Source organism: Marinobacterium nitratireducens, from assembly GCF_014645375.1.
GTDB lineage: Bacteria > Pseudomonadota > Gammaproteobacteria > Pseudomonadales > Balneatricaceae > Marinobacterium_A > Marinobacterium_A nitratireducens.
This window is the reverse complement of the sequence record NZ_BMLT01000008.1, coordinates 41,021-59,926: the sequence shown is the minus strand read 5'-3', so window position 1 is coordinate 59,926 and position 18,906 is coordinate 41,021. Positions and strand designations below refer to the sequence as shown.

General features: G+C 62.7%; 16 protein-coding genes. 4 read left to right on the top strand and 12 right to left on the bottom strand.

Going from position 1 to position 18,906, the window contains the following annotated elements; genetic code table 11:
* Window positions 1–128 precede the first annotated feature (128 nt).
* Window positions 129–1,259, bottom strand: coding sequence for a glycine betaine monooxygenase reductase subunit (gene gbcB, locus IEX85_RS15735; RefSeq protein WP_373290923.1), 1,131 nt, complete (start codon window positions 1,257–1,259; stop codon window positions 129–131).
* Window positions 1,260–1,643: 384 nt separating this feature from the next.
* Here gbcB and gbca point away from each other — a divergent pair, with 384 nt between their 5' ends.
* From gbca to bfr (IEX85_RS15720), 3 genes are all read left to right on the top strand, one after another.
* Window positions 1,644–2,915: a glycine betaine monooxygenase oxygenase subunit gene (gene gbca / locus IEX85_RS15730; protein ID WP_188861572.1), complete on the top strand. Its 1,272-nt coding sequence runs from the start codon at window positions 1,644–1,646 to the stop codon at window positions 2,913–2,915.
* Between the two features lie 166 nt (window positions 2,916–3,081).
* A complete protein-coding gene (gene bfr / locus IEX85_RS15725; protein ID WP_188861571.1) occupies window positions 3,082–3,546 on the top strand; it encodes a bacterioferritin in 465 nt (154 codons plus the stop codon).
* Between the two features lie 15 nt (window positions 3,547–3,561).
* The gene (gene bfr, locus IEX85_RS15720; protein ID WP_188861570.1) at window positions 3,562–4,032 is read left to right on the top strand and encodes a bacterioferritin; all 471 of its coding nucleotides are present in this window, start codon (window positions 3,562–3,564) and stop codon (window positions 4,030–4,032) included.
* A 52-nt stretch (window positions 4,033–4,084) separates the two neighbouring features.
* On the opposite strand, the gene IEX85_RS15715 is transcribed toward bfr (IEX85_RS15720), so the two are convergent.
* From IEX85_RS15715 to IEX85_RS15705, 3 genes are all read right to left on the bottom strand, one after another.
* Complete coding sequence (locus tag IEX85_RS15715) at window positions 4,085–4,603, bottom strand: pyridoxamine 5'-phosphate oxidase family protein (RefSeq protein ID WP_188861569.1); 519 nt, start codon at window positions 4,601–4,603, stop codon at window positions 4,085–4,087.
* Between the two features lie 51 nt (window positions 4,604–4,654).
* Window positions 4,655–4,906 (bottom strand): hypothetical protein, encoded by a 252-nt coding sequence (locus IEX85_RS15710; protein ID WP_188861568.1) that lies wholly within the window; start codon window positions 4,904–4,906, stop codon window positions 4,655–4,657.
* Window positions 4,907–5,065: 159 nt separating this feature from the next.
* On the bottom strand, window positions 5,066–6,661 hold the full coding sequence (locus IEX85_RS15705) for a BCCT family transporter (RefSeq protein ID WP_188861567.1): 1,596 nt from the start codon (window positions 6,659–6,661) through the stop codon (window positions 5,066–5,068).
* 672 nt (window positions 6,662–7,333) lie between these two features.
* On the opposite strand from IEX85_RS15705, the gene IEX85_RS15700 reads away from it, so the two are divergent.
* Window positions 7,334–8,014 carry a MaoC family dehydratase gene (locus tag IEX85_RS15700; protein ID WP_188861566.1) on the top strand — a complete coding sequence of 227 codons (681 nt, stop codon included), beginning with the start codon at window positions 7,334–7,336 and terminating at the stop codon, window positions 8,012–8,014.
* A 445-nt stretch (window positions 8,015–8,459) separates the two neighbouring features.
* Here the strand turns inward: IEX85_RS15700 and IEX85_RS15695 are convergent, their stop codons facing one another.
* The 8 genes from IEX85_RS15695 to IEX85_RS15660 form a co-directional block, all read right to left on the bottom strand.
* Window positions 8,460–10,559, bottom strand: a complete 2,100-nt coding sequence (locus IEX85_RS15695; protein ID WP_188861565.1) for a TonB-dependent receptor family protein — start codon at window positions 10,557–10,559, stop codon at window positions 8,460–8,462.
* Between the two features lie 85 nt (window positions 10,560–10,644).
* The gene (locus IEX85_RS15690; RefSeq protein WP_188861564.1) at window positions 10,645–11,436 is read right to left on the bottom strand and encodes an ABC transporter ATP-binding protein; all 792 of its coding nucleotides are present in this window, start codon (window positions 11,434–11,436) and stop codon (window positions 10,645–10,647) included.
* Window positions 11,437–11,456: 20 nt separating this feature from the next.
* Window positions 11,457–12,530: a FecCD family ABC transporter permease gene (locus tag IEX85_RS15685; RefSeq protein ID WP_188861563.1), complete on the bottom strand. Its 1,074-nt coding sequence runs from the start codon at window positions 12,528–12,530 to the stop codon at window positions 11,457–11,459.
* Window positions 12,530–13,525: a FecCD family ABC transporter permease gene (locus IEX85_RS15680; RefSeq protein WP_188861562.1), complete on the bottom strand. Its 996-nt coding sequence runs from the start codon at window positions 13,523–13,525 to the stop codon at window positions 12,530–12,532. The genes IEX85_RS15685 and IEX85_RS15680 overlap by 1 nt, the downstream gene beginning before the upstream one ends.
* A 9-nt stretch (window positions 13,526–13,534) precedes the next feature.
* On the bottom strand, window positions 13,535–14,470 hold the full coding sequence (locus tag IEX85_RS15675) for an ABC transporter substrate-binding protein (protein WP_188861561.1): 936 nt from the start codon (window positions 14,468–14,470) through the stop codon (window positions 13,535–13,537).
* Window positions 14,471–14,829: 359 nt separating this feature from the next.
* The gene (etfB, locus tag IEX85_RS15670; protein ID WP_188861560.1) at window positions 14,830–15,612 is read right to left on the bottom strand and encodes an electron transfer flavoprotein subunit beta; all 783 of its coding nucleotides are present in this window, start codon (window positions 15,610–15,612) and stop codon (window positions 14,830–14,832) included.
* Between the two features lie 69 nt (window positions 15,613–15,681).
* Window positions 15,682–16,917 carry an electron transfer flavoprotein subunit alpha gene (etfA, locus tag IEX85_RS15665; RefSeq protein ID WP_188861559.1) on the bottom strand — a complete coding sequence of 412 codons (1,236 nt, stop codon included), beginning with the start codon at window positions 16,915–16,917 and terminating at the stop codon, window positions 15,682–15,684.
* Window positions 16,917–18,860 (bottom strand): (Fe-S)-binding protein, encoded by a 1,944-nt coding sequence (locus tag IEX85_RS15660; RefSeq protein WP_188861734.1) that lies wholly within the window; start codon window positions 18,858–18,860, stop codon window positions 16,917–16,919. The genes etfA and IEX85_RS15660 overlap by 1 nt, the downstream gene beginning before the upstream one ends.
* Window positions 18,861–18,906: the final 46 nt, after the last annotated feature.

Here is an 18,906-nt window from a genome sequence, read left to right as displayed (position 1 = left end):
GGGCCGGGCATCAAGACAACGGTATTCAGGGGTGTGCTCGCCCGGCCGACGCAGCGCGGGAGTCCTGTCTCCGGGCGAACCGTACAGCGCCTACCGAACGGGTTCGCCCGCGGAGCGGGCTCCTGCGCTCAATACTCGACGACCACGTCACCCTGCGGCACGCTGCAGCAGGACAGGATGTAGCCCTCTTCGACGTCCTCATCGGTGATGCCGCCGTTGTGCGTCATCTCGACGTCGCCGGAGACCTTGAGTACCTTGCAGGTACCGCAGATGCCCATGCCGCAGGCCTTGGGAATGTGCAGTCCCAGTTTGGAGGCAGCGGCGTGGACGGTTTCGCCCGGTACGATCTGTACGCTCTTGCCGGTGCTGGAGAAGTCCACACGCAGCATGTCGGAGGCCTGGATGGCTTCGGCGTCTTCCAGCGCCTGCTCGGCGAACTCGACGACTTCTTCCTGAACATCGACCGGAGTCGCGCCGAACGATTCCTCGTGGTAACGGCTCATGTCGAAGCCGTTGTCCTTGAGCAGCTTCTTGACGGCGTTCATGTAGGGGGTCGGGCCGCAGCAATAGACTTCGCGCTCCATGAAGTCCGGCGCCATCAGCTCGAGCATCGGCTTTGTCAGGAAGCCACGGAAGCCAAACCAGGCCTCGCCCAGCTTGTCGCTGTGCTCGCAGACGATATGCAGCTTGAACTCGGGAATACGCGAGAAAATATGCTCCAGCTCACGATGATAGATGATGTCTCTCGGCGAGCGGGCGCTGTGGATGAACTCCACGTCCACGCCGGCATTGGTGTCGAAGTACCAGCGCATCATGGACATCAGCGGGGTGATCCCCACACCGCCGGACAGCATCAGCACCTTGTCCGCCGGATAATCGATACAGTTGAACTGGCCAACCGGTCCGTGCACGGCCAGCTCGGTGCCCTCGACCATGTTGTCGTGCAGCCAGTTGGACACCAGACCGCCCGGCGCGCGCTTGACCGTGATGGAGAAGCTGTACGGCACCGAAGGTGAGCTGGAAATAGTGTAGGAACGGAAAATCTGCTCGCCGTCGATCTCCAGCTCCAGCGTCACGAACTGTCCGGGCTTGAAGAAGAACATCACAGGCTGTTCGGCCATAAAGCAGAAGGTCTTGACGTCCCAGGTTTCCTGGATCGCCTTGACACAGCGCACAACGTGGCGGCCGTTAGCCCAGGTCTGGGTGGTTACCGGGTTGAGGGCTTCGGTATTCACCAGGCTGACAGTGGGATTGTTCATGGTGCATCTCTCGTGGTTGTGCGCTGACGCAGGTTGGGTCGGGTGCAGCCTGAATACCTTCAGGTTCCGCGTCCGGGGCGACCTTGCGAATCTCTCGATTCCGCCCCTTTTTTATAGCGCCATTTTGTGCCCGGTCGCTGCCGGCGACTTAACTCTGCGCGACACAAACGTGTCTCTTCACACCACCTCAACCCCCCGCCATTACTGGGACGTCGAAAAGAACAGCGGTTAGTGTCGCAAACAGATAAACCCCACAAAAGGTGTTGGCGCACTATTCGTCTCAAGACGCACTGCATGAGGCAAGGCGGCGTCTCCAAGAAAAACGTAAATGGGTCAAATCAGGGTCACCCGTGTGACCCCAGGGTTAACGAGGATAAGCGCTACATGAACCAGAACGACCTGCTGAACATCACCTACGCCGACATCGACACCGCGCGCCAGGAGATGGACCGCCTGCTGAAAACCCGCGAGCGTAACTACTCGCTGCCGCGGGAGCTGTACAACGACCCGCAGATGTTCCGAGTCGACATGGAAGAGGTCTTCCAGAAGGAATGGCTGTTCGTTGGCATGAGCAGCGAAATTCCCAAGAAGGGCGACTACCTCACCGTCGAAATCGGCCAGAACCCGGTCCTCGTCGTACGCGATGCCGACGGTACCATCAACGCCTTTCACAATACCTGCCGTCACCGTGGCTCGCGCATCTGCTCGCAGCACCGCGGCAAGGTCGCCAACCTGGTGTGCCCCTACCACCAGTGGACCTACGACCTGAAGGGCAACCTGCTGTTCGCCGGCACCGATATGGGCGACAGCTTCGACAAGACCAAGCACGGCCTGAAGAAAGCCTTCTGCAAGACCGCCGGCGGCTTCATCTTCGTCTGCCTCGGCAAGGAAGAGCCGGAGGGCGACTTCGAAGAGTTCCTGGCAACTCTGGACGAGTACATGGCTCCGTACGACGTTGAGAACACCAAGCTGGCGGTGGAATCCAACATGTACGAGCAGGCCAACTGGAAGCTGGTCCTCGAGAACAACCGCGAATGCTACCACTGCGCAGGCAGCCACCCGGAACTGCTGAACACCCTGCTGGAGTGGGATGACACCAACGATCCCCGCGCCAGCGAAGAGTTCCTGGCCCACTACGCCCGCCAGTCCGCGGAATGGGACGCCGAGGGCATTCCCCACGAGCACAAGAGCTTCGGCGTGCGCAACCGCATCGTGCGGATGCCGCTGAAGGAAGGCACCCAGGTCATGACCATCGACGGCAGCGAAGCCTGCAGCAAGCTGATGGGCCGCATCAAGAACCGCCAGCTCGGCTCGATGCGCATCCTGCACCTGCCGAACTCCTGGAACCACATGCAGAGCGATCACTTCATCGTCTTCCGCGTGCTGCCGATCTCGGCCCAGGAATCCCTGGTCACCACCAAGTGGTTCGTGCACAAGGACGCGGTCGAAGGCGTCGACTACGATCCCGCCAAGCTGCGCCAGGTCTGGGACGCCACCAACGACCAGGACCGTCAGCTGGGTGAAGAAAACCAGCGCGGCATCAACTCCCTGGCCTACCAGCCGGGCCCGTACTCAGAAACCTACGAGTTCGGCGTAATCAACTTCCTGGACTGGTACAGCGATACCGTTCAGAAGAACCTCGAGCGCAAGAAGTAAACGCTTGACTCCCGCCGGAAAGCCCGCATTTTTGCGGGCTTTTTTGTGGGTGCGCCAGATTCCGCGAGCTTCGCCGCAGGTTGAGTATTCACGGGCGGCCTCCTAGTATTGAATAACCCAAGCCGCACTGAATTCAAAAGCATCCCTTGCCGCCGGAGGCTCAACCATGCAGGGCGATAAAAAAGTGATCAGCTACCTGAACCAGGTACTGACAGTGGAGCTCACGTCGATCAACCAGTACTTCCTCCATGCACGCATGTTCAAGAACTGGGGCCTGTCGAAACTCGACGAGAAGGAATACAAGAAGTCGATCAAGGACATGAAACAGGCAGACGCACTCATCGAGCGGGTACTGTTTCTGGAAGGCCTGCCCAACCTGCAGAAGCTCAATGCGCTGCGGATCGGCGAACATACCGAAGAGATGCTGCAGGCCGACCTGGACCTGGAAATGGAGCAACTGGCGTTGCTGCGCCAGGCCATCGCCTACTGCGAGCAGCAGAGCGACTACGTCAGCCGCGAACTGCTCGAGGACATCCTGGAAGACGAAGAGGAGTATCTTGACTGGCTCGAAACCCAGCAGTCGCTGGTCAAGGACGTCGGCATCGAAAACTATCTGCAGTCGCAGATGTAAACCGGAGGTCGGTCAATGAAAGGCAACAAGAAGGTCATCGACAGTCTCAATACGCTGCTGGCGAGCGAACTTGCGGCAATGGATCAGTACTTCATCCATTCGCGGATGTACCAGGACTGGGGCTTCGACAAGCTGTACGAGCGTATCGACCACGAGTTCGACGACGAAAAGGGACACGCGGCACTGCTGATCGAGCGTATTCTGTTCCTCGAAGGCACGCCGGACATGACCAAGCGCGACGCCATTCGCATCGGCAAGGACGTGCCGGAGATGCTCGCGAACGACCTCAAGCTGGAGTACGAAGTCGACAAGGCGCTGAAAGACGCGATCGAGCTGTGCGAGAACCACCAGGATTACCAGTCACGCGAGATCCTGGAAAAGCTGCTGGCCGATACCGAGGAAGACCACGCCTACTGGCTGGAAAAGCAGCTCGGACTGATCGACAAGGTCGGCCTGAAAAACTACCTGCAGTCGCAGATGAGCTGACCGCCGCCCCTTACGCCGGCGGGGTATCGCAACCCGTACCGGCAGGGGCCGGTCAGTCCTGGCCGACCACCTGCCGCGTTTCCGCGGCATCCAGCTCGTAAGCGCGCCCGAATCCCTTGACGTAGCGACCCGCCGCGGGCCTCAGCTCGAACAGCGTGAAGTCCGGCAGCTGTGTCAACTGGTCGATAATCGCCCCGAAACGCTGGCGCATTTTTTCAGTACAGAACCGCCAACGGGCCTCGTCGCGACCGACCGGCAGTGCCTGCACCTCGAACCCCAGGCGCAAGCGCGCAAAGGGCTGGTGCGACTCGCACTCGTCCGCCTGCAGCAGGATCGACGCCTGCGGGTGGGTCCTGAGATTGACTGCATGCGCAGACAGGCCACTCAGCAACAGGAAGAAGCAACCGTCGAAGGCGAGAAACGGCGCCGTGCTGGCATGGGGTTTGCCATCCGGGGTCAGGGTGGCGAGATTGAGCGTGCTGCGGGATGCAATGAACTCCCGCACCTCGATCAGCAGCGCGGCGGATTCGTCCGTCTCGGTTGCACTTGCGGCAGGTCCCAGATGTTTCATGCGGCTTTCCGTTCAGCGGGTAACATCAGAACTGTACCGCTGAGCGACCTGCTAGCCCAGCGCCGGCACCAGGTACTGATCGACGGCACGCGCCACGTCCGGCAGCAGCAGTTCCCGCTGCGACCTCAACTGCTGCACCAGCGCTTTCGCCTGCGCCCTGCTGGACGCGCCCTGCGGCTGACCCAGCCAGTTGAGCAGCTGCCGGCAGCTGCTTTCGGCGTCGGCGCCTCCGGCGACCGGCACTCCCATCTGAACCAGCCGTTCGCGAAAGTCTTCCTGATCGATCAGATCGGCGTACATCATGATTGAATCCTCGCGCTTGTACCTGAAAAGTATAAATGGGCACCGACCGAAGTCGGCACCCGCTCTTTGTAGGAGCCCACTCCGTGGGCGATTGCTTCAAGAGACCGCGTCGGCTGCTCGCTCGCAGAGCGGGCTCCTACAAAACTGCGCTTCACGCCCTCAGTAAATCTCGGTCCTGAGGCCCTTGTAAAGGCTCAGGCACATCAGCGTCAGCACGACGGTGAACGGCAGTCCGGTGGTGATGGCCCCGGCCTGCAGCGCGGTCAGCGCTTCGGAACCGCCACCGATCAGCAGCACGCCAGCGATGATACCCACCAGAGTGGCCCAGAACAGGCGCTGCAGCATCGGCGCGTCGGTCTTGCCGCCGGAGGTGATGCTGTCGATCACCAGGGAACCGGAGTCGGCCGAGGTGATGAAGAACACCAGTACCAGCATGACCGCGACGAAGGACATGATCGAGGTCAGCGGCAGGTTATCGAACATCTGGAACATCGCCAGGGAAACATCGGAGATGCCGTTGGCGAGTTCGCCGACACCATTGGCCGCCTGGTCCAGAGCGGTACCGCCGAACACGCCCATCCAGACCACGGTAACCAGTGTCGGTACCAGCAGCACAGCGGTCATGAACTCGCGCACGGTACGCCCTTTGGATACGCGGGCAATGAACATGCCAACGAACGGCGACCAGGAAACCCACCAGGCCCAGTAGAACACGGTCCAACCGTGGTACCAGGTACCGTCTTCACGACCGACCCAGTTGCTCAGCGGAACGATGTTCTCGACATAGGAGCCGAAGATGGTACCGATGGAGCCGAAGATTTTCAGAGTCGGGCCCAGCACGATCACCAACGCCACCAACGCAGCCGCAATCACCATGTTGATGTTGCTTAGAAGCTTGACGCCACCATCCAGTCCCCGGGCCACGGACAGCAGCGCAACACAGGTCACACCGACGATAACGGCGATCTGGGTGCTGAGGTTGTTCTCGATGCCGAACAGGTAGTTCAGACCGCTGGCCGCCTGCTGTGCGCCGAGACCAAGAGAGGTGGCCAGACCGAAGATGGTCGCCAGTACCGCCAAGATGTCGATGACGTTACCGATCGGCCCCCAGCAGCGCTCACCGATCAGCGGGTAGAAGGCTGACCGCACCGTCATCGGCAGGCCCTTGTTGTAGCAGAAAAACGCCAGCGCCAGCGCGACTACGCCGTAGATTGCCCAGGGATGCAGGCCCCAGTGGAACATGGTGGCGCCCAGTGCCATCGACGCACCTTCCGGGGTCTTGGCCGCAGCATTCAGCGGCGTACCGTACCAGTCGGTGTAGTAGGCAACAGGCTCCGCCACGCTCCAGAACATCAGACCGATGCCCATGCCTGCGGCGAACAGCATCGAGAACCAGGAAAAGGTGGAAAACTCGGGACGGGCGGCGGTACCGCCGAGGCGAACCCGACCGACCGGCAGGACGATCAGGGCAAGACAGAATATTACGAAAACATTGCAGCCGATCATGAAGAGCCAGTCGAAGTTTTCGATTGACCAGCTGCGTGCACTGGTCAGAGCGACCTTGGCTTCGGCAGGGAAAAGCAGGGTTCCAATGATAAAGAGCAGTATCAGGCCGGCGCTGACGCCGAATACAGGGTTATGGATATCCATCCCCATAATCTGCACATTGTCCTGACCCAGCTCGTAATCGGTATCGTACTCGTTTTTGGTGACTGTTTTGGCGGTCGCCGTGGCGGCTTTAACACCAGCGTTCATGCAGCACTCCTCACCCGTATCGGGTTAATCGTCCGATTCGCAGGTACCTCGAGGAACCGTTACGAGCGGCTTGCAGGCAAGGCGCACGGCGCGCAGGAACCGCAGTGTATAAGTTTATACATGAGGATTCCGAGCACCGCGCAACGCAGCCTGTGAGTCGCGCAGTAGGTTTTCCGGGGTACCCTTTCGTTATTGTTATCGTCCGCGAAGGTATTTCTGCGCCCGGGTAATGCTGCCGATCGCAGCCATACACCCGGCAAACAGAAAAAGTTCAGCGCAATGGTAAGCCCCGCCCTCCACTCTCGAGGGCAGGGGTACAATCTTACAAAGCCACCCCCGAGCCAGTGTTCTGACAACGACATCAACTTTTCCCAAACGACGCGCTGGCGACATTGGAATCCTGAAAACGACATACCAGACACGCCATACGCGCCATCCCGGGCCACCCTTCCCGTACTGAAAAACAGCCTTGCTGGAGGGCAGCGGCGGGCTCTTTCTAAAGCCGCTGCAACGCCGGCCCCGGTAGTGAAAACCACAGAAATACGGCATATTGAAAACAGGCGCCGCTTCCAGGGTCAGCCTGCAAACATGCATCGGTCGCCCGGCTGTAATATTCAGTGACAAAGCATATACCGGGGCGCCCATGCCGTCCCCGGCATACAGGAACAGATAATGGACGTTTTCGAGTACATCAAAGAGAAAGAGCGTTCGCTCAGGTCCCGTATCAACAGCCTCGATCTCAAGAACGCGTCCGATGCCCACTTGCGTCAGCTGTCCTACTTCATCAGCCACTCGCTGAACAACACGCTCAACAATTCCTGGGTGTCGCGAATCCACCTGTTCTTCGAGCCGGGCAGCGACCCGGATGTGCAAAGCGTCAAGAACCCCAAGGTCCTGGACTTCTATCGCGACTGGCAGACCAGGATCGGCCAGGAAGTCTTTCTCGGTGACTGGATGCTGGTCGACCAGTCCCGCATCGACCGTTTCGCCGACGTCACCGGCGACCGGCAGTGGATTCACACCGACCCGGAGCGGGCCCGAAACGAGTCACCCTTTGGCGGTACCATCGCCCATGGCTTCCTGATCCTGTCGCTGTTGCCGGAACTCACCGACACCGTCAACCCGGAACGACCGCCCTACCCCGAGGCCCGTATGGTGGTCAACTGCGGCCTCGACCAGGTACGCTTTCCGCACCCGGTCAAGGCCAGCAGCCGGATCCGCGCACGCACCACACTGAAATCGCTCACGCCGGCCAAGCGCAGCGTCGAAATGGTCAACCGGATCGAGGTCGAGGTCGAAGGCTCGGGCCGGGTCGTCTGCGTCGCCGACTCGGTGCTGAAGCTGTATTTTTAGCGTGAGGCGTGAGGCGTGACGGGTTACGGGTTACGGGTTACGGGTTACGGGTTACGGGTTACGGGTTACTCGATGATGGCTTTAGACGCGTCACGCGTCACTTGTAACGCGTCACCTTTTATAAAAAAAAAACCGGGCATAAAGCCCGGTAAGAAGCCGTGATGGATAGGATTCGATCCGCCTGTAGACCGAAACCGCAAGACAAGACTGCCGGTTCGCGATTTATCGGCCACCGCCCGCCAAGGCTGGTTGAGCCGCCGTACGCTACCCGCAAGGGAGGCAGACATCGACGTTATGGGTGATTGCGGAAATCGGTGCTGAATTCCGGCTGGACAACCCTCTCGTCGAATGCAGGGCTAGAATACCCCCGGGCCCGATTGGCGGGTTGCCTGGTTTCGTCGTCCGGTGGCCTTTTTACGACAGCAGGGCGGCTGTGCCGGCGCTGTCAGAAGTCCAGCCGGCCTTCGAGAAGCAAAGCTCGACCCGGAGCCGGAACGCGACCGACGGGGCTGACATCCGCGCCACGGAAGTAGTAATCCTCATCCAGCAGGTTGGTTGCCGCCAGTCCCAGGTTCAGGTTGTTGCCGCCGCCGACGGCGATATCGCGGCCTAGACGAGCATTGACCAGGGTATAGGACGGCAGTTCGCCGGCATCGCCATTGGGGGTTTCGTCATCGGTGTTGTCGGCGTCGCTGAAGCTGTCGCTGACGTAGTTGACGTTGACGTTGGCCGTCCACTGCTGCAGCTGGTAGCGGGCTTCAGCGCTGAAGTGGTGATGCGGCGCGTTGGGTAGCTCATTGCCTTCGTTGTCACCGCTGCGTTGCTCGGTATCCAGGTAGGTATAACCCAATCCCAGATTAAGCTGCGGAGTCGCCTGCCAGTCGGCTTCGAGTTCGATACCCTCGTGCCGGGTATCGCCCAGGTTCTCGAATCGGCCGGCGGCCTTGTTGAACTGGATCTGGTCCTTGTAATCGATCTGGTAAAGGGTCGCCGTGGTCGCCAGCGTAGGCATTGCCTGCCAGCGGGCACCCAGCTCGTAGTTCCATGCGGTTTCGTTGCCTACGTCTTCGCCGCGGGCGACCTGGGCGATTTGCACCGGGACCAGCGATTTCTGGGCATTGGCGAAAAGATACACTTCGTCAGAGGCCTTCAAGCCGGCGGTTAGCCCTGGCAACCACTTGTCGGGGCTGTTGGACGTCCGGGCGCCGGAACGGGCGTCACGGAAGTTCATCTCGACATCCTCGAAACGGATCCCCGGAGTGATTTTAAGTCGGCCATCGAGCAGGCTCAGGGTATCGCTGGCGTACAGTGCTACCGCATCTGTTTCCGAGTCCCACCTCCGGACTTCGGAGTAACTGCCACTGGCCAGCTCCTCGCGGTTGACGTCGAAATCAACCTCTTCGCTGACATAGCGCGCCCCCAGCGTAACGGTATGAAGCCCTTCGCGCACCGTCAGACGCGGCTCGGAACCCCAGACGTTAAAAATACGCGGCGAGTCGGCGACATGACTGGCATCGGCTTCCGGATCAGCCCAGTTGCCACCACTGACGAGATCCTGCCCGAAGAAGAAAGTTCGGTCAGCGCGATGGGCGAAATTGCGCCACTCGAACTCGATATCGTCGCGGGGACGGAAGGTCCAGCCCAGTGTAGCGCGTACCATATCGGCGTCGTAGGCATCGTGCGGACGCTGCGAGTGGGTCCGGTCCTCTTCGTACGCCTCCGGGCTCAGCGCCCCCGGCAGCTCGGCTTCGACATCGTAGTACTGCAGGCTGGCAGCGAGTTCGTTGCGATCGTCGATGAAGTACTCGGCATCGACGATGAAGTTGTCGACGTCGGTATCGGAGTGGTCGCGGAAGCCGTCTCCGCGCTGGACATTGGCCTGGAACTGCAGCGCCAGGTCGTCGTTGACGAAGCCGCCGATGCGGTAGTAGGTGTCGCTGAAGACGTTGCCGGTTTCCTCGGCGATCGTCAGTCGCTGCTGCAGCGTCTGTTCGGTCTGCCCCGGAATCGGCTTGCTGAGGATGTTCATCACACCGCCGACGTTGTTGGGACCGTAGTGGACCGCCGCACCGCCGCGTACGATATCGACCGTATCGACGCCCGGCAGCGTTACCGGGAACAGCGAGACACCGACGTTGCTGTAGGGACCGATGGCTATCGGATAGCCGTCCACCAGCATCTGCAGCCGTTCGCTGCGCAGTGGATTGAGGCCCCGGAGGCCGATATTCGGCAGGATGCCGGTGCCGGTTTCGTCGAGGACCTGCACGCCGGGCGCCGAACGAATCGCGCCCTCGAGGTTCAGCGCCCCGCTTTCCTGCAGCTGTTCCGGCTCGATGACGGTACGGGAGCCCGGGTATACCCTGACCTCCTCGTCGGTCGGATTGCCGATCCAGTCACCCTCGACCTGAAGGACTTCGAGTTCAGCGGTCTGCTGTGCCACGGCGAGCGGACTGAGCGAGGCCGTGGCGAGGCTGACGGCGATGGCGAGTTTGTTACGGAATGGCAGGGCGCAGGCGTGCGCCCATCCCAACGACGAGCAGGACATTGAATTCTCCAATTGCGAGCCACGTTAAGCCTAATGATAACCGTTCGCAATTGTATCTAGCTTATCATTACTATTACAAGAATATTTATAAAACAGGCCCGGCCAGCGACGACAGCGGGACGAACTGCGGCTTGCCACTGCCCGTATCGGCCGATACACGGGCGCGCACCCGGAATACCTCGGCCAGCAACGACTCGCTCAGTACCTCGCCCGGATTGCCCGCCCGCTCCAGTCGTCCGGAACGCATGGCAATCAGCTGATGGCCGTAGCGCGCTGCCTGATTGAGGTCATGCAGCGACATGATCACGGTCAGACCCTGCTGCCGATTGAGTTCTTCGAGCAGTTCCAGTACTTCCAGCTGGTGCCCGAGATCGAGGTAGGTGGTGGGTTCATCGAGGACCAGCACCGCCGCCTGCTGGGCCAGCGACAGAGCGATCCAGGCACGCTGGCGTTCGCCGCCCGAAAGCGCCGCCAGCGGCCGGGCTTCGTAGCCGGCCAGCCCCGTTACCCGGATTGCCCAGCGCACCACCTTTCGGTCCTGCTCGCCCAGCTGACCGAACAGCCGCTGATGCGGAAAGCGGCCGTAGCGCACCAGCTGTTCGACCGTCAGTCCTTCGGGCGCGCTTGGATGCTGCGGCAGCATCGCCAGGCGTTGCGCCAGCTCGCGTCGTCCCCAGCGATTCAGCTCGCGCCCTTCGAGCAGCACCCTTCCCTGTTGCGGCCGCAACAGCCCCGAGAGTGCGCGCAGCAGGGTGCTCTTGCCGCAGCCGTTGGGGCCGATAAGGCAGTGAATGCGGGAAGCCTCGAGATCCAGGCTCAGCTGCGGCACTATGGCCTTGTCGCCGTAGCCAAGTCTCAGCTCCTGTGCCGATAACATAGTCTCTCCTGTAACAGGCCTCAGCGCTTGCGCGCCAGCAGGTAGATAAAGAAGGGAACGCCGAGCAACGAGGTGACGACGCCAATCGGAATCTCCGCCGGCATCAGCAGTAGCCGGCCGAGCAGATCCGAGGCCGTCACCAGCAGGATGCCGTACAGCGGACTCAGCAGCAGTTGCCGGCGCAGATCGGGCCCCGCCGTCATCCGGGCGATATGGGCGACGATCAGTCCGACGAAGCCGACCGGGCCGACCACGCCGACCGCGCTGGCGGCGAACAGCACCGCGATCAGAAGCAGGCCGAAGCGCCACAGTTCGACCCGCAGGCCAAGGCTCGCCGCCACTTCGTCGCCGAGCTGAAGCAGGTTGCCCCCCGCCAGCAGCAGGGGCAGAAGCGCCAGCGCCGCCAGAGTCCAGGGTAATAATGTCAGCAGGTGCTCCCAGTCTCGGCCGAACAGGCTGCCGGCGAGCCAGACCAGCACTGTTTCGGTATTGACCTGCGCCCAGCCGGCGAGCACACCGATCACCAGCGCATTGAGGATGCTCGTCACGGCGATGCCGCAGAGCACCAGCCGCACCGGCGTCACGCCCCAGCTCCAGCTAAGACGATAAACCACCGCCGCCGCGGTTATACCGCCACCGCTGGCCACCAGTGGCAGCCAGTGCAGATCGAGCGCGCCGCTGAAGTAGGGGTTGCCGTCGCCGCCCAAACGCTCGGCCGCGGCAAATGCCAGCACCGCGGCCAGGCTGGCGCCACTGTTGATACCCAGAATACCGGCGTCGGCCAGAGGATTGCGCATCACCGCCTGCAGAAGCGAACCGGCGATGGCGAAGTGCAGCCCCACCAGTGCCCCGGTCAGCAGCCGCGGCAGGCGCAGGTTCCAGAGAATATCCTGGGCAACCCCGTCCCCGGCCCTGTTGAGGGCCAGCCAGACACGCTGCGGCGACAGGTTGGCAGCGCCAAACAGCAGGTTCGAGAGCACGGCGGCGAGCGTCAGCAATAGCAGCCCGCCGGCCAGCCAGAACAGCCGCCGCGACGGAGTCGCCCCGCTGTCGGGCGGTGTCGACGCCTGTGCCGGCATTAGCGACGTTCGCATCAGAGCGCCCTTCCGCGTAGCAGGACAATGAAAACCGGCCCACCCAGCAGGGCGGTAAAGAGACCGAGCGGCAGCTCCGCCGGCGCCATCAGCGATCGAGCCAGCAGATCGCTCAGCGTCACCAGCACGGCGCCGACGAGGGCGACCACCGGCAGGGTTCTGCGCTGGTCCCCGCCCAGCAACAGCCGCACCAGGTGAGGCGCCACCAGACCGATAAAGCCGACCGGCCCCGCCACCGCCACCGCAGCGGCGGTAAGCGCCACCGCGACGGCGACGAATCCCAGGCGCCAAAGCTGTACCCGGCCGCCGAGCGCTCGGGCCACCTCATCCTCGAGCTGTAGCAGGTTGAGGTAGCGAACACCGAGCAGTGCCAGCGCCAGACCCGCGAGGGTCCAGGGCAGGATCAGTGCCACATGGCTCCAGCCGCGGCCGAGCAGGCCGCCGGCCAGCCAGAGATAAAGCTGCTGGGCGTGTGCCCCGGAAAACAGCAGGAAGGCGGTCGTCAGCGCGGTCGCCAGGGCGGTGACCGCGACGCCGGCCAGTGCCAGCCGCAGCGGCGTGAAACCGCCCTGGGCCGCCAGCACGAAGGTCAGCAGCGCCGCCGCGGTGCCGCCGAGTACGCCGAACCCGGGAAGCCAGGCCGCATCGACGCTGAAACAGACCTGCACCAGCACCACGGCCATTGATGAACCGGCCACGACCCCGGTGATCCCCGGCGACGCCAGCGGGTTGCGGGTCACCGTCTGCATCAGCTGTCCGGCGACGGCGAGGCTGGCGCCCACCAGGGCGCCGGCGATGAAGCGCGGCAGGCGCAGCTCCCAGACTAGTATCGCCGCCATGCCCTCCCGAACACCCCCGAGCACCGCCAGCACCTCATCGACCGCGACAGGCACGGTGCCGGCCGACAATGCCGCCCAGGCGGTTGCGGCCAGCGCCACCAGCAGGCCTAGCAGACACCAGGTCCAGCCGGCGGCCAGGTAGTTACGAATGTACATTGGACCGCCTTAGTCAAAGGAATGGCTGGCGATGCCCGCCGGCACCTCGGGTTGCTCGAAGTGCTCCGGATAGAGACGCCAGGCCATCTCCTCGAGGATCAGGTTGCGCGCGATGGGGCCACCGCCTTCCTTCCAGTGCAGGCCGACCTCGTAGACCCGACCATTCCGCACCGCCTTGAGGTGGGGCCAGATGGGATTGTCGGCATAGGCATGACGGGTGCTGGACGCGAACAGGAAGATAACTTCGGGATTCAGTGCCAGCAGCTGCTCCAGACCGATCTGGTAGCCGAACGGGATGGACTGCTCCGGTGTCGGCGACGGGCCTGTGGCGTTGGTCGCCTTGAGCCGGCCCAGCAGGTCGGCGCTGAGGAAGTGGTCGTAGTAGGCAAAGGGCGCTTCGCCGCTGCCGGCCAGCAGCACCGCGCTGATTCCCCCGGGTGCGCGGTTGCCGTACTCGGCGACCCTAGCGTCGAAGGACGCGTTCAGCGCCCGCCCCTCGTCGGCCTTGCCCAGCGCCGTCGAGATGCCGGCGACCGCCCGCAGGCTGTCGTCGTAGCTGACCACGTCGAAAGCGTAGTAAGGTGCGATGGTCTCGAACTGTCTGGAGTGGGGCTCGGTGTAGCGACGAATGGCCAGAATCAGGTCCGGCTGCAGCTCGGAAAGCAACTCCAGGTTCGTGCTGGCCCGCTGCCCCAAACTCGGTACGTCCGTCATGGCCGATCCGAGAAAGTCCGGTACCGGGCGCTTGCCGAAGGTCGAGGCCCCCACCGGCGTGACGCCGAGAGCCACCAGGGTATCGGCGGCGAAGGTGGAAATCGTCGCAACCTTGGCCGGAGCCCCCGCCTCGATGCGGGTTCCGCGATCATCCGTCAGGTTCTGTGCTACCGCTGCAGGCAACACTGCAAGAGCTCCCGCCAGCAATGCCACTAGACTTTGCAGTCGCATAACCGTCCTCTGTTCTGCTAGAAGTTCGCCGGTATTATAAAACTAACGTTAATGATTTGCATTTAGATTAAAATAATAATCCCCATGCCTTGAGCGCTGCACGTCAGCACAGACAGGTCGTCCGTCATTCCGGACTGCTCCACACCGCTGCCCGACGGTGCCTCCCATTCATCGAGCGTCCTCAACCAGGCAACGACCTGCTCGCCACCGGCGCCATGCTCTGAGCGTACGGCACCAGCACAGCAGCACTTTCCTGCAATGCAGGGTGCTGGTAAGCGAATCGCACCGCACCAGCTGACTACACATAAAAAAAGAGCCGAGGTGCTAACCCCGGCTCTTTTCTCTCGTAACGCGCCACTTTACCGCAATACCCCTTCCTCGAGCAGCAGATCGAAGATCGCCTGGGCCTGCTCGTGCGGCGGCTGATCCTTGATCACCCGACCGCCGCCGCCCTGCGACTTGGCCGTGGCGGCCTTGAAACGCTCGGCAGCGGTCTTGGCCTTGACCATCTTGAGGCGCTTGGGACGCTTGCGCGCCGGCGCTTCCTCGAAGGCTGCTCGAACCTCGTCCGCGGTCTCGACCCAGGGCAGGTTTTCCAGCTCGGCGCGACGACCCGGCCCGTAGGCGCTCTGGCGAGGCGCTGCGGCGGCGTTGTCGACGCTGGCGACGAACGGCAGCCGCACCCTGATGGCGCGGCGCTGACCGCGCGGCAGCGCCTGCAGGATCTCGGCTTCACCGTTCTCGATCCTGGCGATATCGGCGATTCGGGTGACAAGCGGCCAGCCCAGCTTCTCGGCCAGCAGATAGGGCGTCATGCCGGAGGACTCGCCGCTTTCGGCACGCACTCCGGTCAGCACGATGTCGGGCAGATGCTCGCTGAGGTAGTCGCCGAGCGCCACCGACGCATCGGCGCCGGCCGCCTGCTGCAGTACCCGCAGCTGCTTCAGACCCATACCGGCGTAGCTGCGCAGCGATTCCTCCGCGACATCGCCGGCATGCAGCACCTGCACTTTCTCGCCGCACAGGTTCAGGCCCAGTTCGACGGCACGGGCATCCTGCTCGGCACGACGGGCACGGCCGGATTTCGGATGCTGGCCGACAGAAACCAGCGCCACTATTTTTAGATGTTCTGCATTCGCCATTCTCAGCACTCCCCCCATACCCGACTGGACCTGTATGCAAGACGCCCCGGACACCGCTGGCTGTGGATATCAGGCTGCATTCTCGGCACCTCCCTCTCGGTAATCGCGGGCCAGCTCGATCAGCTGCGCCAGCACCTTCTGGCTGTCGCCGATGATGCTCAGATCGGCGCGTTTGACCATGTCGCAACCGGCGTCGGTGTTGATCGCCACCACCTTGTCGCACTGCCCGATACCCTGCATGTGCTGGACCGCACCGGAGATACCGACGGCGACATAGACCCGGGCCGTGACCCAGGTACCGGTGGCACCGACCTGGCGAAAACGCGGCATGAAGCCATCGTCCACGGCCACGCGGCTGGCGCCTTCGGTGGCGCCAAGCGCTTCGGCGGCCTGGTGGAACTGATCCCAGTCGTGGATACCGTTGCCGGCCGAGAGAATGAACTCGGCTTCGGCCAGCGATACCGAGTTCGGATCCACCGCCACCTGGCCGCAGTCCTGCAGCCGGTTGATAATGCGCGGCTTCCGGTCGAGTTCCAGCGCCAGCACCTGGTGCCGGGTTTCGTCGATCGGATCGGCGCATTCCTCGGCCAGCAGCAACAGGCGCGGGGTGTCTCGGGTAATATCGCTCAGGCCACCGCCGCCACGGCAGACGCTGGTATCGCGATCGACTTGCCAGGCCTGGGTCGCCGGGCGCTCGCCCAGACGCGCCGCCAGGCGGCAGCCCAGTTCGTTGCCGCCGTTGATGCTGTCCGGGAACAGCCAGTAGCGCGGCTGGTACTGTTTCTCGACCTCGGCCAGACAAGCGACCTTCTGCTCCGGGCAGTAACCATCGAACTCGCTGCCGGTGAGGTGCAGCAGACGGTCGACGCCGGCCTTGTCGAAGGCCTCTTCCTTGTGCTCGCCGAATACCACCGCCAGTACGGCGCCGCTGCCATCGCCGCCGCGGATCAGCTTGTGAGCCTGCCCCAGCACGTCCTTGTCGTGCGACGTCAGGCGGCCACCGACCATGTCGAGCACCGCGACCACGTAGTAGTCGGGGTTCTCGACCGTATGCAGCGGCAGTTCGACCTGCTGCGCACTCCTGGCACCGCGACGGATGCCAACCGCGGCGCCGCTTCCGCCGCTGCGGTCGATACGCTTGATGCCGTTCGGGCCGATAAAGCCGACCGCGTGGGGGTTCTTGCGAATCAGCCCGGACGGACCGCGGGTTTCGGCAGCCGGAGCCGCCATTTCGGCGTGCAGCGGATGCAGGCGGTTACGCGCAATCCACTCGGCACGCGGATCTCTGCGGATAATATCGCTCATCAGGCAACCTCCACGGCCAGTTCATCGCGACGGGTGCGGGCCGGCTGGCTATCGTCGGCCTCGACCAGGGCATCGGCCGCCAGCTCCGCGATATCCTTGATTTCGGGACGCGGTTCGACGACACCCTCGAGCATCGCGGTACACTGCTGACAGCCCACGGCGACCAGTTCCGCGCCGGTGGCACGGGCATCTTCGATACGCATGTCGGCAATACGACGCTCGCCCGGAATATCGGTGATCGGCGCACCACCGCCACCACCGCAGCAGCGGGAGCGGAAGCCGGAACGTTCCATCTCGGCCAGCTGAATGCCCATCGCGGACAGCAGCTCGCGCGGCGAATCGTACTCACCATTGTAGCGCCCCAGGTAGCAGGGGTCGTGATAGGTCACGGTCCCGCCCTTGTGTCCGCCGAGCTTGATGCGGCCGTCCTTCACCAGTTCGTTGATGAAAGTGGTGTGATGCAGCACCTCGTAGTCGCCGCCAAAATCCTTGTACTCGTTCTTGAGTACGTGGAAGGCGTGCGGATCGGTGGTGACGATACGCTTGAAGCGATACTTGTTCATCACCGCGATGTTGCGCTTGGCCAGGCTCTGGAAGGTGGCATCGTCGCCGAGGCGGCGGGCCACGTCACCGGAGTCGCGTTCCTCGTCACCCAGTACGGCGAAGTCGACATTGGCCGCCTTCAGCAGTTTGACGAAGGAGCGCAGGATACGCTGGCTACGCATGTCGAAGGCACCGTCGGAGACCCAGAACAGCACATCCGCCTCTTTCACCTCGGACATCACCCTGAGATTCTGGTCGGCGGCCCAGTTCATGCGGCTGCCCGGCTCGTAGCCGTTGGGGTTGTCGGTGGCGATCAGGTTGTCCAGCGTCTCGGCGCCCTTGCCCGGGGTGTTGCCCTTCTCCAGCGTCAGGAAGCGACGCATGTCGACGATCGCATCGACGTGCTCGATCATCATCGGGCACTCCTCGACGCAGGCGCGACAGGTGGTGCAGGACCAGAGGGTGTCCGGATTCACCAGCCCTTCGGTGATGGTCGAATCGGGACCGCCCTTGGCGTTACCCAGCTCGATGCCGGGATAGGGGCTGCCGGCGAACTTGGCGTCGGTACCACCGGCCAGGCCGATGACCATATCCTGAATCAGCTTTTTCGGGTTCAGCGGCTGACCGGCGGCGAAGGCCGGGCACATGGCTTCGCACTTGCCGCACTGGACGCAGGCATCGAAACCGAGCAGCTGGTTCCACTTGAAGTCGCTCGGCTTCTGCACGCCCAGGACCGGCGCGTCCAGATCGACCGGCTTGAGACCGGTGGAGCGGCCGCCGCCGAAACGCTCGGGACGACGATGGAACGCCAGGTGCAGCGCGCCGGCGAAGGCGTGCTTCATCGGACCGCCCCAGGTCATGCCGAAGACCATTTCGCCGAGGCCCCAGACGACACCGGCCGCCAGGATCAGCGCCAGCACCCAGCCGCCAAATCCCTGTGGCAGCACGCCGGCAGCCGGCAGGGTCACCAGGAAAAAGGTCACCGAGAACACCAGCAGGCTCTTTGGCAGACGCATCCAGGGTCCCTTGGACAGGCGCGACGGCGGGTTCTTGCGCCGCTTGTAGACGAAGGTGGCACCGACGAACATCAGTACCGACGACGCCAGCAGCGGCCAGGCCAGCCACTTGCTCTCGATACCGAACAGGTGCACCAGAATAATCAGCACCAGCGACAGCACGAAGCCGCCCGCGGTGGCCACGTGGGTGTTTGACATGTATTTGTCGCGCTCGACCACGTGGTGCAGATCCACCAGGTAGCGACGCGGCATTGCCTTCAGACCACCGAAGAAGTCCACCGGCGACGGCTGCCCGGCACGCCAGAGACTGATGCGGCGGATAGCACCGATCAGCGCCAGTGCCAGCACGGACAGAAGCAGAACGGGAAGTAACCAGTCGAGGATCATTGTGAGCCCTCTAAGTAGCTAGTTGACAGTCGACAGTATCCGC

Excerpts from the sequence above, each read along its gene's own strand:
- gbcB (WP_373290923.1), bottom strand. The coding sequence starts at position 1,259 with ATGAACAATCCCACTGTCAGCCTGGTGAATACCGAAGCCCTCAACCCG.
- gbca (WP_188861572.1), top strand. The coding sequence starts at position 1,644 with ATGAACCAGAACGACCTGCTGAACATCACCTACGCCGACATCGACACC.
- bfr (WP_188861571.1), top strand. The coding sequence starts at position 3,082 with ATGCAGGGCGATAAAAAAGTGATCAGCTACCTGAACCAGGTACTGACA.
- bfr (WP_188861570.1), top strand. The coding sequence starts at position 3,562 with ATGAAAGGCAACAAGAAGGTCATCGACAGTCTCAATACGCTGCTGGCG.
- IEX85_RS15715 (WP_188861569.1), bottom strand. The coding sequence starts at position 4,603 with ATGAAACATCTGGGACCTGCCGCAAGTGCAACCGAGACGGACGAATCC.
- IEX85_RS15710 (WP_188861568.1), bottom strand. The coding sequence starts at position 4,906 with ATGATGTACGCCGATCTGATCGATCAGGAAGACTTTCGCGAACGGCTG.
- IEX85_RS15705 (WP_188861567.1), bottom strand. The coding sequence starts at position 6,661 with ATGAACGCTGGTGTTAAAGCCGCCACGGCGACCGCCAAAACAGTCACC.
- IEX85_RS15700 (WP_188861566.1), top strand. The coding sequence starts at position 7,334 with ATGGACGTTTTCGAGTACATCAAAGAGAAAGAGCGTTCGCTCAGGTCC.
- IEX85_RS15695 (WP_188861565.1), bottom strand. The coding sequence starts at position 10,559 with ATGTCCTGCTCGTCGTTGGGATGGGCGCACGCCTGCGCCCTGCCATTC.
- IEX85_RS15690 (WP_188861564.1), bottom strand. The coding sequence starts at position 11,436 with ATGTTATCGGCACAGGAGCTGAGACTTGGCTACGGCGACAAGGCCATA.
- IEX85_RS15685 (WP_188861563.1), bottom strand. The coding sequence starts at position 12,530 with ATGCGAACGTCGCTAATGCCGGCACAGGCGTCGACACCGCCCGACAGC.
- IEX85_RS15680 (WP_188861562.1), bottom strand. The coding sequence starts at position 13,525 with ATGTACATTCGTAACTACCTGGCCGCCGGCTGGACCTGGTGTCTGCTA.
- IEX85_RS15675 (WP_188861561.1), bottom strand. The coding sequence starts at position 14,470 with ATGCGACTGCAAAGTCTAGTGGCATTGCTGGCGGGAGCTCTTGCAGTG.
- etfB (WP_188861560.1), bottom strand. The coding sequence starts at position 15,612 with ATGGCGAATGCAGAACATCTAAAAATAGTGGCGCTGGTTTCTGTCGGC.
- etfA (WP_188861559.1), bottom strand. The coding sequence starts at position 16,917 with ATGAGCGATATTATCCGCAGAGATCCGCGTGCCGAGTGGATTGCGCGT.